We start from the raw sequence: 14,957 nt of genomic DNA, 5'->3' as shown, positions 1-14,957 counted from the left end.
CCTTGGAGGTATCTCTTGCGCTCAGGGCGCCAGGCGCTGGCGGGTCCACTGTCCGCCGTGATGGCGGTAGTCGAGACGGTCATGCAGGCGGTCGGCCCGGCCCTGCCAGAACTCCATGCGCTCGGGTTTGAGGCAGTATCCGCCCCAGTGCTCGGGGCGGCGCAGCGGCTGTTCGACGAAGCGGCGGATGGTCTGCGCCAGCAAGGCTTGCAGCTCATCACGGTCGGCCAGTGGCTGGCTCTGCGGCGACGCCCAGGCGCCCAGGCGGCTGGCTTCGGGGCGTGAATCGAAATAGCGATCGGAAAGCTGCGAATCAATGCGCGCCACCGGCCCCTCGATACGCACCTGGCGCTCCAGCCCCGGCCAGAAGAAGGTCATTGCCGCATAGGGGTTGGCCGCCAGCTCCTGGCCCTTGGCGCTCTGGTAGTTGCCAAAAAAAGTAAAACCCTCCTGGTCAAAGCCCTTGAGCAACAGCACCCGGCAGTGCGGGCGGCCCTCGGCGTCGACGGTGGCCAGGTGCATGCTGTTGGCCTCGACCGGCTCGCGTTCGGTCTCGCGGGCCTGCGCCAGCCACTGCGCAAACAGGCTCAGCGGCTCCAGGGGCGCAGCGGCCTCCTGCAGGCCACCGAGGGTGTAGTTGCGACGCATCTGGGCAAGGGACAGTGGCATGGCGGTGATCTCCTGTGAAGTTGTGCGCAGTCTGTAAGCTGCGCCCCCACCCCACCTTGATCACCATCAACACCGCAGCCGTTACTTGAGGCCCAGGCGTCGGGCCAGTTTGTGCAGGTTGCTGGGGTCTACCGCCAGCAAGCGCGCGGCACTGGCCCAGTTGTCGCAGCTTATGCGCAGGGCCTGGAGAATGGCCTGGCGCTGGCAGGCATCGACGGCCTCACCGAGGGAGGCAAAGGCCAGGCCGGGGTGCACCGGCACGTCGGCCAGCGGTGTTACGGACGGTGCGCTGTCGAGATCGAGCACCTCGGGCTCCAGGGTGATGATCAGGTTGCGGCTGCCGTCGCGGCTGAGCTGCTTGAGCGCGGCGCGGCTGATCACATGCTCAAGTTCACGCACATTGCCCGGCCAGGCATAGGCCAGCAGTGCCCGCTCGGCCGCCGCCGACAAGCGCAGGCCGCGCAGGCCCAGGCGCGTGCGGTTGAGTTCGAGAAACTGCCCGGCAATCATCAACACATCGTTGCCGCGCTCGCGCAGCGGCGGGATCGGCAGCGGGTACACCGACAGGCGATGGTAGAGGTCGGCGCGAAACAGGCCATCGCGAATGCTGTCGGGCAAATGCCGGTTGGTGGCGGCGATGATGCGCACATCCACGTGCAACGGCTTGTCGGCGCCCAGGCGCTGGATTTCACCGTTCTGCAAAGTCCGCAGCAGCTTGGCCTGGACACTCAACGGCAGCTCGCCGACCTCATCGAGAAACAGCGTGCCGCCGTTGGCGGCATCGAAGCGCCCGGCGCGGTCGCTGCTGGCACCGGAGAAGGCGCCTTTGACATGGCCGAACAGCTCGCTTTCGGCCAGGGATTCGGGCAAGGCTGCGCAGTTGACCTGGATCAGCGGCTTGTGACTGCGTCGCGACAGGCGATGCAGGCGGCGGGCGAACAGCTCCTTGCCGACCCCGGTCTCGCCCAGCAGCAATACGGGCAGCTCAGCGTCGGCCAGGACGTCTATTTCGTTGAGCAACTGCTGCAGCACCGCACTGTGACCAAGGATCTCGGCCTCTTCCACCGGCCTGCGCGGGTCTTGGGTGTCGCTACGCGACAGGCGCAGGCTGCGGTTCTCCTGCTCCAGGCGGGTGACCCGCAGGGCCGCTTCGATCTGCAGGGTGCAGCGCTTGAGCTCATCGCGGGCGTCACTGCCGAACGTCCCGGCCTGCAGGGCATCGAGGGTGATCGCGCCCCACAGCTGGCCCTCCACGTACAGGCTGACGCCCATGCAGTCATGCACCGCCAGGGGCTCGTGCACGGCGGTGTCGAGCAAGCCGTCGTAAGGGTCAGGCAGACGGCTGTCGGGCTCGAACCAGGTCGGCTCGCGCGAGGCCATGATCGCGGCCAGGCGCGGATGCTGGGCAATCACGAAACGCCTGCCCAGGGCCTCGTGGACCAGGCCGATGCAGGCCAGCGGACGCAGGCTGTCACCCTCCAGGCGCAGCAGGCCGACGGCGCCACAGTTGAAGTATTCGCGCAGGGTCTGCACCAGGCGCTGCAAGCGCACGGCATTGGGCAACTCGACGATCAGGTCGGCGGCCAGGCTTTCACGCAACATGGTAGTCATCACCCTCTGTGGTTGTCTCTACCCTGAAGTATCGGGTGAATTTCACCACACCCCGCACAATTGCCCTTGATTTCGCGCAAGTAAAGCTGGCATGGGCGATGCAACCACCTGGCAATCCTTACACACGAACCAGGAAGCCCGATGAACCCGACCGAACTGATCGCCCACATCCTCACCCGTTATCACGACCGCCACCGTCAGCAACTGCCGGAACTGATCCGCCTGGCCCGCCGTGTGGAGCAGGTCCACGGCGGCCATGAACAGTGCCCCAATGGCCTGGCCGATCACCTGCAGGACATGCAGCAGGAACTTGAAGGGCACATGCTCAAGGAAGAACAGGTGCTGTTCCCGCTGCTGCAACGGGGCATGGGCCGCCAGGCCTCGGCGCCGATCCAGGTGATGCGCCTTGAGCATGACCAGCATGGAGAGGCGCTGGCACGCCTGAGCCTGTTGACCCACGACATCAACGCGCCTGACGGTGCGTGCAATACCTGGCGCACCCTGTACCGGGGGCTGGAAGAGTTTCGCGAGGATTTGCTGGAGCATATTCAGCTGGAGAATGATGTGCTGTTTACCAACGCGCAGGCTTGATGTAGCGGCCTTATCGCGGGACAAGCCCGCTCCCACAGGGTTTGAGGTATCTCTGTGGGAGCGGGCTTGCCCCGCGATGCTAATGCCAATAAAACATCGCCTTGGCCAGCACCACGATCACCAGCATATGCCCAAGTATGCTGCAGCGAATCCACCACGCCCGGCCTTCGCTCAGCCGCCCGCGCTGCAACCAGTACGCCAGCAGCAGGTAGTGGCCAATGATGCTCAGGGCCAGGACGATTTTCAGGCTCAACAGGCTGGCAAAGCTGCTGGCCCACGGCTGGCTCAGTGCCGCGCGGTGGTGCCAGGCCAGCACCAGGCCTGCGCCATACAGCAGCAACACCACTCCATGCAGCACCTTGCGCGAACGCAGCGACAAGGCCTGGTCGACCCCGGACTGGGCCGCAGGCGGCACCTGGCGCCGTGCCACACGCCAGATAAACACCTCGAAAAACAGCGTGCCGATAAAGGCGATGGCCGCCAACAGGTGAATCACCAACACATACGGATAGATCATCCTTGCCCCTCCAGGCACTTAACCCGGGTGCCCGTCGACCCGGGCGCGCAGCAGCATCGGCCCATAGCGCCAGGCATACAAGGCAAACGCCAGCACCCAGCACAACCCTGCCAGCCACAAACCCCCCAACGGCAGCCACAGCACCAGCAGGACCCGGCTGACTGCGGCCAGGTTGAGCAGGATGAACGCCAGGGTCATCCCCGCCGGCGGCTGCAACGGCCGACCGGTGTGGCCAAGGCTGACCCGGGCGATCATCGCCAGGATCAGGCCGGCCATGGCGCCGATGGTCAGGCAGTGCACGGCCAGGCTCGGGTTCAAGCCGATGCCCACATGCCACAAGGCCATGCCCAAACACGCCAGCGCCAGCCAGGCGTAGGCCAGGTGCAGCGACCACAGCAGCGGTACCCGCCACAGCCCGCGATCATGCCAGCGCCACAGGCGTACGCCATGCCCCAGCGCCAGGGCGCCGAACAGCAGGCCGATCCAGGTACTGGCTGTCAGCGCCAGGCCTGTGGCATACAGCACCGCCACCAGCGCAGAGCCGCCCAGCAACAGCCAGTCGAGCCAGGGCCAGGGCACCACGGCCGTGGCCCGGCCCAGGCCGCGCTGGGTAAAGAACGGAATCACCCGCCCGCCAATCAGGCCCATCATCGCCGCCACCAGCCAGATACCCGCCAGCACGCCCTGGCGCTGCCAGCCGTCGTGGCCTTGCACCAGCCCATACACCGCCAAGCCATCGACGGCCGCCAGCAACAGCAGGACCATCACCACCGGGTAATTGCGTTGTTGCCGCACGCGCCACAGGGTACTGCCCATCAGTACCGCCACCAGCAGCGGGAAGCCCAGCTCCAGCAGCGCCAGCAACGGCCAGGGCGCATTGCCCAGCCATGCCAGCCGTCCTGCCAGCCACAGCAGCGCCAGGCCTGCCAACGGCTTGCCACTGAGGCCCGGTTGACTGGTCCAGGTCTGCACTGCGGTCAGCAGAAAGCCGGCAATGATCGCCAGGCCAAATCCGAACACCAGTTCATGCCGGTGCCAGGCCAGCCAGCCGCCGGCCGGCTGCCAACTGCCCAGAGCGCCATTGAGAGCGGCCAGCCACAGCGGTATGGCCAGCATCGCCAGGCCACAGCCGGCGAGGAACAACGGCCGGAACGCCAGCCGCAGCAGCGGCGCGATGGCCAGCGCTTTACGGCGATCAAGTACTTGCATCAAGCCTCTCCTTAACAGGGTGCCGGAACCGCACACAAACCCGGCGTCATCATCTGCCATTGGCGCTCGCTTGCCCTTGTCGCACGTCAAGGCGCCTGGCGTATAACCGCGTAGGCTGCCAATGGCTGTTGAACAACCCTGTGCAAGGGCCGTGCCCTGGCGCAATTGCAGGCCGGCGCAGGCAGCATCGGGGTAAAAATGACCCTGCCAGGGTAAATATCACCCAAAGACTCCGGGTATTTTCAACCCTGCCCCATCCGCAGCATGGATAACACGGCAAATGCCGACTGGCCCGGCTCTTGCTCATGCACCACCCCATTTCCCGCCTGAGGATGAACTGCCATGGTTCTGCACCGCGTCCACCACCAGATTTTGCGCAGCCACCACCTGTTCGAGCCGTTGAACGACGAGCAGCTCGATGAACTGATGGGCAACAGCCAACTGCTCAATGTCGACAAGGGCGAACCGCTGTTCCGCCAGGGCGAGCCGGCCGAGGCGTTCTACTTCGTGATCGCCGGGGCGGTGAAGATCTACCGGCTGACGCCGGACGGCCAGGAAAAGGTGTTTGAGGTGATCGGGCCGCGGCAGACCTTCGCCGAAGCGATGATGCTGATGGACACGCCCAACTATGTGGCCTCGGCCGAGGCAGTCGGCCAATCGCAGTTGTACCGGCTGTCGACCGGCACCTACATGCGCCTGCTGCAAAGCAACAGCCGGTTGACCTTCGCCCTGCTCGGCAAACTGTGCGTGCGCCTGCACCAGCGGGTCAATGAAATCGAAACCCTGTCGCTGAAGAACGCCACCCACCGGGTGGTGCGTTACCTGCTGGGGCAACTGATGCATGCGCAACCGGTGGCGCGCCAGTTCGAACTGCCGATGGCCAAGCAGTTGATTGCCGGGCACCTGTCGATCCAGCCGGAAACCTTCTCACGGATCATCCGCCGCCTGATCGATGAAAAGATCATCTCCCAGCAAGGCCGCTGCATCGCCATTCTCGATCGACCACGGCTGGAGCAGTTCGAATGAATGCCCTGCCCGTGTGCCTGTACTGCGAACACACCAACCCGGCCAAAACCAGCACCTGCGAGCACTGCGGCATGCCGTTGCCGGCCACCGCAGCGCTGGCCGGGGCGCGCCAGCAACTGCGTTTTCTGTGGTTCTGTATCGGCCTGACGCTGTTTTGTGTGGCGATGGTGCTGTGGTTGCCGCGCTAGGCTTGCGTCAGTTGCCGATACAACTGCGGCAAGCGCAACGGCAGCTGTTCGGGCTGGCGAATCAGGCTGTAGCCATTGCTGCCGAACATGTACGGCAGGTAGGCGCCGGCTTCCCGGTCGATGGTGATGCAGAACGGTGTGAGGCCCATGCGCCGGGCCTCGCGCACCGCTTCACGGGTGTCCTCGACGCCATAACGCCCTTCATACAGGTCCAGATCGTTAGGCTTGCCATCGGTGAGCAGCAGCAACAACTTGCGCCGCTGCTTGCACTTGCCTAGCACCTGGCTGGCCTGGCGGATCGCCGCACCCATGCGCGTGTAGTAACCGGGCGTGAGCCCCTGGATCGTGCCACGGGTCACATCGTCATAGCGCTGGCCAAAGGCTTTGACTTGCTGCATGCGCACCTGCTGGCGGCGCAGCGAAGAGAAACCGTACAAGGCAAAGTCATCGCCCAGCGTATTGAGGGCCTCGGCAAACAGCAACAGACTGTCGCGAATCACCTCGATGACCCGTTGTTCATCGTTCAGGTGCGCGTCGGTAGACATCGACAGGTCCGCCAGCAACAGACAGGCAAGATCGCGCCGGGTGCGGCGCTGCTCCAGGAACAGGCCACGCTCGACACCCTGCCCCTGCTGGCACTGGACGTGAAAATCCAGCCAGGCCTGCAGGTCCGGCTCGCTGCCCTGAGGTTGATGGCGCAACCACTGACGGTCAGTGCGCAATTGTTCGAACTGCCGGCGCAAGCGCCGCGCTGACGCCTGCAGGTGAGCAGGCAAGGCTTTGGGCGCGGTGTCTCGCGGCTCGAGCATCTGCACATTGGCGAAATCCGCCTGCAGGCGGCCCTGGCGATAATCCCATTCCGGCAGCTTGATGCCTGCGCCCAGGGGAATGTCGTCGACCTCCGCCGGCGGCAGGTCCAGGTGCAGTTTCAGGCCGCCGCCCTTGCGAATTCGGGTGCGCGACAGGGTCAGTTGATCGAGGTCTTCGGCAACCCGGGCGGCCTCCGGGTCTTCGCTGTCGTCCTCCCAACGGTCAAGGTCGACGTGTTCGGTCCAGCTGAACAGGTTCTCCAGGCGCACGATCAACAGGCCGCCCTTGGCCGGGCTGTCATCGATGCGGGTGGCGCGTTTGCGCCCACCCTGCTGCTGGCCGGGGGTGTCGGGTAGCGCGTACTCGGCCTCTTCCAGGTCACCCGCCTGGGGGCTGGCCAGGTGCAGGGGCGGATACAGCCACAGCGGTAGCGGCCAGGCTGCCCGTTCGCTGCGCGGAAAATCCTCGACGCTGCCCGGCGCGCGCAGGGCCTGACGCAAGGCGCGTTCAAGCCGCGCCTCATCGGCGCTCAGCGCGGCCGGATCCGGGCGCAATTGCAGGTGCGCCTCGACCAGCCGCTGGTAGCGGCCGGTCAAGCCGGGAAAGCGTTGCAGCAATGCCCGGGTCCAGCGCTGGTTGTCCCGCCCCCAATGGCGCATCGGCCCCGCCTGCGCCGCGAGCAAGGCCAGCCAGCGATACAGCTCCTCGTTCAAGGCCGCGTCAGGAAACACCGCCAGGTGAGCCGGCAAGCGCAGGTTGTGGGCGTCGCACCAGGCCAGTGGCGCCTGCTTGCAAGTGCCGGCGATCTGCTGCAACAGGCTGCGGCGCAGCAGCAGGTCACGCTCACTGGCCGCCTCCACACCCATACCGCCAGCCCCGCCCATGGCCCGGAACAACAGGGCCAGGCGCTGTTGCCGCGGTGCCAGTTCGACCTGGGCCTCAGGGAAATCGACACTTGCCCGGCGGGTGATGAAGCGATGCCAGAGACTACCGACCCATTCTTCCAATTCGACCGTGAAGGCCATTACGAGGGCACTACCCTGGCCGGTGCGCGCAAGGCGGCGCGAGCGCGCTGGCGAAAGCTCAGCAGGTAGCACACAAGTCCCGCAAGAAAGCCCACGCCACTGACCAGCCGCGCCCAGAACAACCCGCGCAACTGCTCGGTGGTGGACATGAACGGCAAGGCGCTGCCATCTTCGGCCCAGCGCTGCAACAGCACCTGGACCACGCCAGCGGCGGTGAGCAGCAAGGTGATCATCACCATCGACAGGGTCATCAGCCAGAAGCCCCACACTTCCAGGGTCTGCGAGCGCTCATCGGCGGCCTCGCCGAGCCCGCGCAGGCGCGGCATGGCGTAGCTGATCAAGGTCATGACGATCATCGCGTATGCGCCATAGAACGCCAGGTGGCCGTGGGCGGCGGTCAGTTGCGTGCCATGGGTGTAGTAGTTGACCGGTGCCAGGGTGTGCAAAAAGCCCCAGACCCCGGCGCCGAAGAACGCGGTCACCGTGGTGCCCTTGGCCCATAGGGTGGCGGCGCGGTTGGGGTGCTCGCGGCGACGGTTCTTGACCATGCTGAAGGCGAACATGACCATGGCCAGGAAGGGCAACGGCTCCAGCGCCGAGAAGATCGAACCGACCCACAGCCAGACCTCGGGCGCACCGATCCAGAAGAAATGGTGGCCGGTGCCGATGATGCCGGTGATCAGGGCCATGGCGATGATCACGTACAGCCACTTTTCCACCACTTCGCGGTCAACCCCGGTGATCTTGATCAGCACGAAGGCCAGCATCGCGCCCATGATCAACTCCCACACGCCTTCGACCCACAGGTGCACCACCCACCACCAGTAGAACTTGTCACGGGCCAGGTTCCCCGGGTTGTAGAACGAGAACAGGAAGAACACCGCCAGGCCAATCAGGCCGGTCATCATCACCATGCTCACGGTGGTCTTGCGGCCCTTGAGCAGGGTCATGCCGATGTTGTAGAGAAAGCCCAGGCAGACCACGACAATCCCAAGCTTGGTGATGGTCGGTTGCTCGAGGAACTCGCGGCCCATGGTCGGCAGCAACTCGTTGTGGGTCAGCCTGGCCAGCCCCGCATAGGGCACCAGCAGGTAACCGAGGATGGTCAGCACCCCGGCGGCGGCGAATACCCAGAACAGCACGATTGCCAGTTTCGGGCTGTGCAGCTCGCGGTCGGCCTCCTCCGGCACCAGGTAATAGGCCGCGCCCATGAAGCCGAACAACAGCCAGACGATCAGCAGGTTGGTGTGGACCATGCGCGCAACGTTGAAGGGAATGACCGGAAACAGGAAGTCACCGACCACGTACTGCAGGCCCATGATCAAACCGAACAGCACCTGGCCCAGAAACAGGATCAGGGCAAACACGAAGTAGGGTTTGGCAACAGCCTGGGAGGCAAATTTGAGATGGGGATTGGCAATGCTCATTACTCAGCCCTCCTGGTTTGGCGGCCAGCCATTGGTGTTGATGTTCGAGCTCCACTTGAGGAACTCGGCGATATCGTCGACCTCCTGTTCGCTCAGGTTGAACTGCGGCATGGCCCGACGCCCGGGCACGCCCAGCGGCTGCATCTTCATCCAGGCATGCAGGAACGGCTTGAAGCCCTCCTCGCCGCCACGGCGCTTGAACACGTTGCCCAGCTCGGGTGCAAAGTACGCGCCCTCACCCAGCAGCGTGTGGCAGCCGACGCAGTTGTTCTGCTCCCAGACCGTCTTGCCGCGCACCACCGCCTCGGTCAATTGCGCTTGGTTACTGCGTTCGGGAAAGGTCTGTTCGGTGTGGTAGGTCAAGGCCAGGAAAATCAGGAAGAAGAACACGCTTCCCCCGAAATAGATGTTCCTGGCCATGCCCTTGGTGAAGGTCTCTGACATGGTCGCGTCCTCATTGCTTGGCCTGGCCATGATAGAAAGCGCGGGGGCAAAACCTGCTTGATGGCAATCAAGAAACGTTGATGGTTTTACTCGGGTATTAACCGCGAAGGTACAAGCCAAGGCCCAACAGCGCCGCCAGCACCAGGGCCCAGCTGAGCATCAGCCAGCGCCAGCGCTGCGGGCCGTGGCGCAATTCCATGAAGCCATCGGTGATCAACCAGGCCTTGGCCACGGCCAACAACAGCACCAGCGCGCCCTGACCGAGCAGCACCGAACCCAGGCTCAGGCAGGCCAGGGCCAACCAGCACAGCAACAGAAATATCGAAGACGACATCCACCCTCCTCAACCGATCAGGTAGACCAGCGGGAACAACAGCACCCAGACCAGATCGACCATGTGCCAGTACAACACCCCGGATTCGAAGCCGCTGCAACGCTGCGGGCCGTAGCCGTGACGCCAGGCGGTGAGCGCCAGCCAGGCGAGGATCAACAGGCCCAGCAGCACATGCAGAAAGTGAAAGCCGGTGAGAATCCAGTACAGGGTGAAGAAGGTGTTGTGCTCGATGCCCAGGCCCGCGCCCAGCAGGTGGTGATACTCGAAAAGTTTGAGCCCGACATAGACGCAAGCAATCAGCATCGCCGCTAGCAGCAACCCGGCCGCCCGCCGCGACTGCCCCTGGCGTACCTGCACCTGGGCCAGCGCCGCCAGCAGGCCGGCGCTGAGCAGGCTCAGGGTCATGGCCAGGCCCGTGGAGATGTCGAGCAACTGGCGGCTTTGCCCGAACAGTTGCGGCTTGAGCTGCTGGGTAACGCTGAAGGCCAGGATCAGCAGGGCGAACACCGTAAGCTCGGCCAGGATGAACAACCACATCGCCAGGTCGCCCGGCAAAGGCCGGACGCCAGGTTCAAGGGAAGTGGACATCGACCACGTCCATCAGCGCCGCCACCGTCACCGGATCATCGCTCAGTGGCTCGGCCAGGCAGGCCCGGCAGGCTTCTTGCGGCCCCATGCCGGCGCCGATCATGCGCGCGGCAAAGATCAGCAGGCGGGTCGAGGGCACCTCTTCCAGGTCGTGCTGATCCAGCCGGCGCAGGGCCTGGCCGAGCTTGACCAGTTGATTGGCCAGGGCGCCATCGACGCCGGCCTCGCGGCGCACGATAAGCGCTTCTTCAGCGGCCGGCGGGTAGTCCAGGCGCAGGCCGACAAAGCGCTGGCGAGTGCTGGGTTTCATGCCCTTGAGCAGGTTCTGGTAACCGGGGTTATAGGACACCACCAGCATGAACGACGGCGGTGCCTGCAGCACCTCGCCGGTACGTTCGAGAAACAGTTCGCGGCGGCCGTCGGCCAGCGGGTGCAGCACCACCACGGTGTCCTGGCGCGCTTCGACCACTTCATCGAGGTAGCAGATGCCGCCTTCGCGCACCGCGCGGGTCAGCGGGCCGTCCTGCCACCAGGTGCCCTGGGCGCAGATCAGGTGCCGGCCAACCAGGTCGGCGGCGCTCAGGTCGTCGTGGCAGGCCACGGTGTGCAGGGGCAGTTTCAGGCGCTGGGCCATGTGCTGGACCAGGCGGGTCTTGCCGCAACCCGTAGGGCCTTTGAGCAGCACCGGCAAGCCGTGGCGCCAGGCCTGTTGGAACAGCGCCAGTTCGTTGCCTTGCGCGTGGTAGAAGGGTTCGCAGCGAGGTTCTGTGAGGTCCATGGCATACCTGGATAGACAGCGGGTTCGACCACCACGCTAAGAGCCCCTGCGACAACCTGGCAAGCACCGCAGCCGGCAAACTTGATCGCCGTCAAGCGGTCTGCGGCCTGCTCCGGCATAGCCTTTCCCGGCACCAAGAACCTGCGCTCTGTCCTGGCCTGCCAGCACATCGCAAAGGTCTAGCCTGAGGAGAGAAGGAATGCTGATCAGTACCCGAAAAACCTTTGCCCTGAGCCTCTGTTCGGCGTTGGCGCTGGCCTTGCCCGGCAGTGCCAACGCCGAGCAGAAACCCCCGACCGCGACGCCAGCGGCCATGGTCACCAGCCCCGGCGCGCCGGACATGAGCCAAACCGATTTCGATGCCTCCAAAGAGATCTATTTCCAGCGCTGCGCCGGATGCCACGGCGTGCTGCGCAAGGGCGCCACCGGCAAGCCGCTGACCCCGGACATCACCCAGGCCCGTGGCCAGGCCTACCTGGAGGCGCTGATCAGCTATGGCTCGCCCGCCGGCATGCCCAACTGGGGCACTTCCAACGCGCTGAGCAAGGCGCAGATCACCCGCATGGCCCAGTTCATCCAGCACACCCCACCCACCCCGCCGGAATGGGGCATGGCCGAAACCCGCAAGACCTGGAAGCTGCTGGTCAAGCCCGAAGACCGCCCGACCCGCCAACTGAGCAGCCTCAACCTGCAGAACCTGTTCTCGGTGACCCTGCGCGACGACGGCAAGATCGCCCTGATCGATGGCGACAGCAAACAGATCGTCAAAGTCGTCGAGACCGGCTATGCCGTGCACATCTCGCGGATTTCCGCCTCCGGGCGCTACCTGTTGGTCATCGGCCGCGATGCGCGCATCGACATGATCGACCTGTGGCCCAAGGAGCCGACCAAGGTGGCCGAGGTCAAGATCGGCATCGAAGCGCGATCGGTGGAGACCTCCAAGTTCAAGAGCTATGAGGACAAGTACACCATCGCCGGTGCCTACTGGCCGCCGCAGTTCACCATCATGGATGGCGAAACCCTGGAGCCGAAACAGATCGTCTCGACCCGCGGCATGACCGTCGACAAGCAGGAATACCACCCCGAGCCACGGGTAGCGGCGATCATCGCCTCCCACGAGTGGCCGGAGTTCATCGTCAACGTCAAGGAAACCGGCAAGGTCATGCTGGTCAGCTACCAGGACATCAAGAACCTCACCATCACCAGCATCGACGCCGCGCCGTTCCTCCACGACGGCGGTTGGGACAGCAGCCATCGCTACTTCATGACCGCTGCCAACAACTCCAACAAGGTCGCGGTGATCGACTCCAAAGAGCGCCGCCTGACCGCCCTGGTCGATGTCGGCAAGACCCCGCACCCCGGCCGTGGCGCCAACTTCGTGCACCCGCAGTACGGCCCGGTGTGGGCCACCAGCCACCTGGGCGATGCCGGTATCTCGATGATCGGCACCGACCCGCTCAAGCACCCGCAGTACGCCTGGAAACAGGTCGGCTCGCTCAAGGGCCAGGGCGGCGGCTCGCTGTTCATCAAGACCCACCCCGCGTCGCGCCACCTGTACGTCGACACCACCTTCAACCCCGACCCGAAAATCAGCCAGTCGGTGGCAGTGTTCGACATCGACAAACTCGATGCCGGCTACAAGGTGCTGCCGATTGCCGAGTACTCGGGGATCAAGCAAGGCGCCCTGCGCGTGGTCCAGCCCGAATACAACAAGGCCGGTGACGAGGTCTGGTTCTCGGTGTGGAACGGCCAGACCGAGGAGTCGGCGCTGGTGGTGATCGACGACAAGACCCTGGCGCTCAAGCAGGTGATCAAGGACAAGCGGCTGATCACCCCGACCGGCAAGTTCAATGTCTACAACACCCAAAACGACATTTATTGAGCTTCATCAACGCAAGGAGCCGTCATGAAAAATACTCTGCTTTCACTGCTTGGCCTGCTCGCCAGTGCCAGCCTGCAACCGGCAGTGGCCGCTGATGGGCTGGCACTGTTCCAGAGCAAGTCCTGCGTTGCCTGCCATGCCGTCGACAGCAAGCTGGTAGGGCCTTCGCTCAAGGACGTGGCGGTAAAAAACGCAGGTGTCAAAGGCGCCGCCGACACCCTGGCCAGCCACATCAAGAACGGCACCCAGGGCAACTGGGGGCCGATCCCGATGCCGGCCAACGCGGTCAGCGATGATGAAGCAAAACTGTTGGCCAATTGGGTCTTGAGCCTCAAGTAAGCCACCCAAGGAGGGCGTCATGAACACCTGCAACGGCGTTGTCAGCCTGACGGCCCTCCTGCTCTGCTTGCCTGTTTTCGCCGCGCCTGACGCCCAGCGCCAGGCGCAGCTCAAACACCTGCTGGCCCAGGACTGCGGCGCCTGCCATGGCCTGCACCTGACCGGCGGCCTGGGCCCGGAACTGACCCCAAAAGCCCTGGCCGGCAAACCCCGCGACAGCCTGATAGCCACGGTGCGCTTCGGCCGCCCGGGCAGCGCCATGCCCGCCTGGCAGGCGCTGCTCAGCAGCGAAGACATCGGCTGGCTGGTCGATCACCTTTTGCAAGGAGCACCCACCCCATGATCCGAAGCCTGATCCTGCCCGCCGCCGCGGCGCTGCTGCTGTCCGCCTGTGCGCAAGCGCCGCTGCGCGGCAGTGGCGACCTGGGCCTGGTGATCGAGCGCGCCAGCGGCAGCGTGCAGATCATTGAGACCAGCCACGGCCAGGCCCTGACGCGGCTCGACGGGCTGGGCGACTTGTCCCATGCCTCGGCGGTGTTTTCCCGCGACCAGCGCTACGCCTACGTGTTTGGCCGCGATGGCGGCTTGAGCAAAATCGACCTGCTCAAGCAGCGCATCGACAAACGCCTGATCCAGGGCGGCAACAGCATCGGCGGCGCGATCAGCCAGGACGGCAGCTTGATTGCGGTGTCCAACTACGTGCCCGGCGGGGTCAAGGTGTTCGATGCCGCGACCCTTGAGCTGGTCGCCGACATCCCCGCCACCCTGCTGGCCGATGGCAGCAAACGTTCGCGGGTGGTCGGCCTGGTCGACGCGCCGGGCCAGCGTTTCGTCTTCAGCCTGTTCGACAGCGGCGAGATCTGGAGCGCCGACTTCAGCCAGGGCAACACCCCGCAGATCACCCGCTACAGCGATATCGGCAAGCAACCCTATGACGCCCTGATCACCGCCGACGGGCGTTACTACCTGGCCGGGCTGTTCGGCGAAGACGGCATGGCCCAGCTCGACCTCTGGCACCCGGAACGCGGGGTCAAGCGCGTGCTCGGTGATTACGGCCGCGGCCAGGCCAAGCTGCCGGTGTACAAGATGCCGCACCTGGAAGGCTGGGCGCTGGCGGACAACCAGGCATTCGTGCCAGCGGTCGGCCGTCATCAGGTGCTGGTGATGGATGCGCGCAGCTGGCAGCAGACCGCCGCCATCGCTGTTGCCGGGCAGCCGGTGTTCGTCACCGCGCGCCCGGACGGCCGTCAGCTGTGGGTCAACTTCGCCTACCCGGACAACGACCGGGTGCAAGTCATCGACAGCGAATCCCACCAGGTGATTGCCGACCTCAAGCCCGGCCCGGCCGTACTGCACATGGAGTTCACCGGGCGTGGCGACCAGCTGTGGCTATCGGTGCGTGACGCCGATCAGGTCCAGGTCTGGGACCCCTACCGCCTCAAGCGCCTCGCCAGCCTGCGCGCCGCCGCGCCCAGCGGCATCTTCTTCAGCAGCCGCGCCCAGCAGATGGGGTACTGAG

General features: G+C 64.9%; 16 protein-coding genes and 1 pseudogene. 7 read left to right on the top strand and 10 right to left on the bottom strand.

The window, feature by feature from the left end; all coding sequences use genetic code 11:
* Positions 1-21: 21 nt before the first annotated feature.
* Both pdxH and norR read right to left on the bottom strand, forming a co-directional pair.
* On the bottom strand, positions 22-669 hold the full coding sequence (gene pdxH, locus EXN22_RS12595) for a pyridoxamine 5'-phosphate oxidase (protein WP_130264358.1): 648 nt from the start codon (positions 667-669) through the stop codon (positions 22-24).
* An 81-nt stretch (positions 670-750) separates the two neighbouring features.
* Positions 751-2,271, bottom strand: coding sequence for a nitric oxide reductase transcriptional regulator NorR (gene norR / locus EXN22_RS12590; RefSeq protein ID WP_130266812.1), 1,521 nt, complete (start codon positions 2,269-2,271; stop codon positions 751-753).
* A gap of 165 nt (positions 2,272-2,436) precedes the next feature.
* Between norR and EXN22_RS12585 the strand changes: the two are divergent.
* Positions 2,437-2,871, top strand: a pseudogene (locus tag EXN22_RS12585) (hemerythrin domain-containing protein); the annotation flags it as partial.
* 79 nt (positions 2,872-2,950) lie between these two features.
* Here the strand turns inward: EXN22_RS12585 and EXN22_RS12580 are convergent.
* Positions 2,951-3,388 (bottom strand): CopD family copper resistance protein, encoded by a 438-nt coding sequence (locus EXN22_RS12580; RefSeq protein WP_130264356.1) that lies wholly within the window; start codon positions 3,386-3,388, stop codon positions 2,951-2,953.
* Between the two features lie 18 nt (positions 3,389-3,406).
* Entirely contained in the window at positions 3,407-4,597 is a 1,191-nt protein-coding gene (locus tag EXN22_RS12575; protein WP_130264355.1) for an NnrS family protein, read from the bottom strand.
* 342 nt (positions 4,598-4,939) lie between these two features.
* Between EXN22_RS12575 and EXN22_RS12570 the strand changes: the two genes are divergently transcribed.
* Together EXN22_RS12570 and EXN22_RS12565 are read left to right on the top strand one after the other, a co-directional pair.
* Complete coding sequence (locus EXN22_RS12570) at positions 4,940-5,623, top strand: Crp/Fnr family transcriptional regulator (protein ID WP_130264354.1); 684 nt, start codon at positions 4,940-4,942, stop codon at positions 5,621-5,623.
* On the top strand, positions 5,620-5,811 hold the full coding sequence (locus EXN22_RS12565; protein ID WP_130264353.1) for a protein DnrP: 192 nt from the start codon (positions 5,620-5,622) through the stop codon (positions 5,809-5,811). Before EXN22_RS12570 ends, EXN22_RS12565 begins: the two co-directional genes overlap by 4 nt.
* Here EXN22_RS12565 and EXN22_RS12560 read toward each other — a convergent pair.
* The 6 genes from EXN22_RS12560 to EXN22_RS12535 all read right to left on the bottom strand — a co-directional run bounded on the left by EXN22_RS12560 (position 5,808) and on the right by EXN22_RS12535 (position 11,217).
* Positions 5,808-7,646 carry a nitric oxide reductase activation protein NorD gene (locus tag EXN22_RS12560; RefSeq protein WP_130264352.1) on the bottom strand — a complete coding sequence of 613 codons (1,839 nt, stop codon included), beginning with the start codon at positions 7,644-7,646 and terminating at the stop codon, positions 5,808-5,810. The genes EXN22_RS12565 and EXN22_RS12560 overlap by 4 nt on opposite strands.
* Positions 7,646-9,073 (bottom strand): cbb3-type cytochrome c oxidase subunit I, encoded by a 1,428-nt coding sequence (locus EXN22_RS12555; RefSeq protein ID WP_130264351.1) that lies wholly within the window; start codon positions 9,071-9,073, stop codon positions 7,646-7,648. Before EXN22_RS12555 ends, EXN22_RS12560 begins: the two co-directional genes overlap by 1 nt.
* Before the next feature lie 3 nt (positions 9,074-9,076).
* Positions 9,077-9,517, bottom strand: coding sequence for a c-type cytochrome (locus EXN22_RS12550; RefSeq protein WP_130264350.1), 441 nt, complete (start codon positions 9,515-9,517; stop codon positions 9,077-9,079).
* Positions 9,518-9,614: 97 nt separating this feature from the next.
* Positions 9,615-9,851: a cytochrome C oxidase subunit IV family protein gene (locus EXN22_RS12545; RefSeq protein ID WP_130264349.1), complete on the bottom strand. Its 237-nt coding sequence runs from the start codon at positions 9,849-9,851 to the stop codon at positions 9,615-9,617.
* Between the two features lie 9 nt (positions 9,852-9,860).
* Positions 9,861-10,439 carry a cytochrome c oxidase subunit 3 gene (locus EXN22_RS12540; protein WP_130264348.1) on the bottom strand — a complete coding sequence of 193 codons (579 nt, stop codon included), beginning with the start codon at positions 10,437-10,439 and terminating at the stop codon, positions 9,861-9,863.
* Positions 10,423-11,217, bottom strand: a complete 795-nt coding sequence (locus EXN22_RS12535; RefSeq protein ID WP_130264347.1) for a CbbQ/NirQ/NorQ/GpvN family protein — start codon at positions 11,215-11,217, stop codon at positions 10,423-10,425. The genes EXN22_RS12540 and EXN22_RS12535 overlap by 17 nt, the downstream gene beginning before the upstream one ends.
* 199 nt (positions 11,218-11,416) lie before the next feature.
* Between EXN22_RS12535 and EXN22_RS12530 the strand changes: the two genes are divergently transcribed.
* From EXN22_RS12530 to EXN22_RS12515, 4 genes are read left to right on the top strand one after another with little or no spacing between them, the layout of a single operon-like run.
* Positions 11,417-13,099 (top strand): nitrite reductase, encoded by a 1,683-nt coding sequence (locus EXN22_RS12530; protein WP_130264346.1) that lies wholly within the window; start codon positions 11,417-11,419, stop codon positions 13,097-13,099.
* A gap of 24 nt (positions 13,100-13,123) precedes the next feature.
* Positions 13,124-13,438 (top strand): c-type cytochrome, encoded by a 315-nt coding sequence (locus EXN22_RS12525; protein ID WP_130264345.1) that lies wholly within the window; start codon positions 13,124-13,126, stop codon positions 13,436-13,438.
* 19 nt (positions 13,439-13,457) lie between these two features.
* Entirely contained in the window at positions 13,458-13,781 is a 324-nt protein-coding gene (locus tag EXN22_RS12520) for a c-type cytochrome (RefSeq protein ID WP_130264344.1), read from the top strand.
* Positions 13,778-14,956 (top strand): cytochrome D1 domain-containing protein, encoded by a 1,179-nt coding sequence (locus EXN22_RS12515; RefSeq protein WP_130264343.1) that lies wholly within the window; start codon positions 13,778-13,780, stop codon positions 14,954-14,956. The genes EXN22_RS12520 and EXN22_RS12515 overlap by 4 nt, the downstream gene beginning before the upstream one ends.
* Position 14,957: the final 1 nt, after the last annotated feature.

Origin of the sequence: Pseudomonas tructae (assembly GCF_004214895.1) — a bacterium.
GTDB classification, from domain to species: Bacteria; Pseudomonadota; Gammaproteobacteria; order Pseudomonadales; family Pseudomonadaceae; genus Aquipseudomonas; species Aquipseudomonas tructae.
This window is presented reverse-complemented; position numbering and strand designations above follow the sequence as displayed.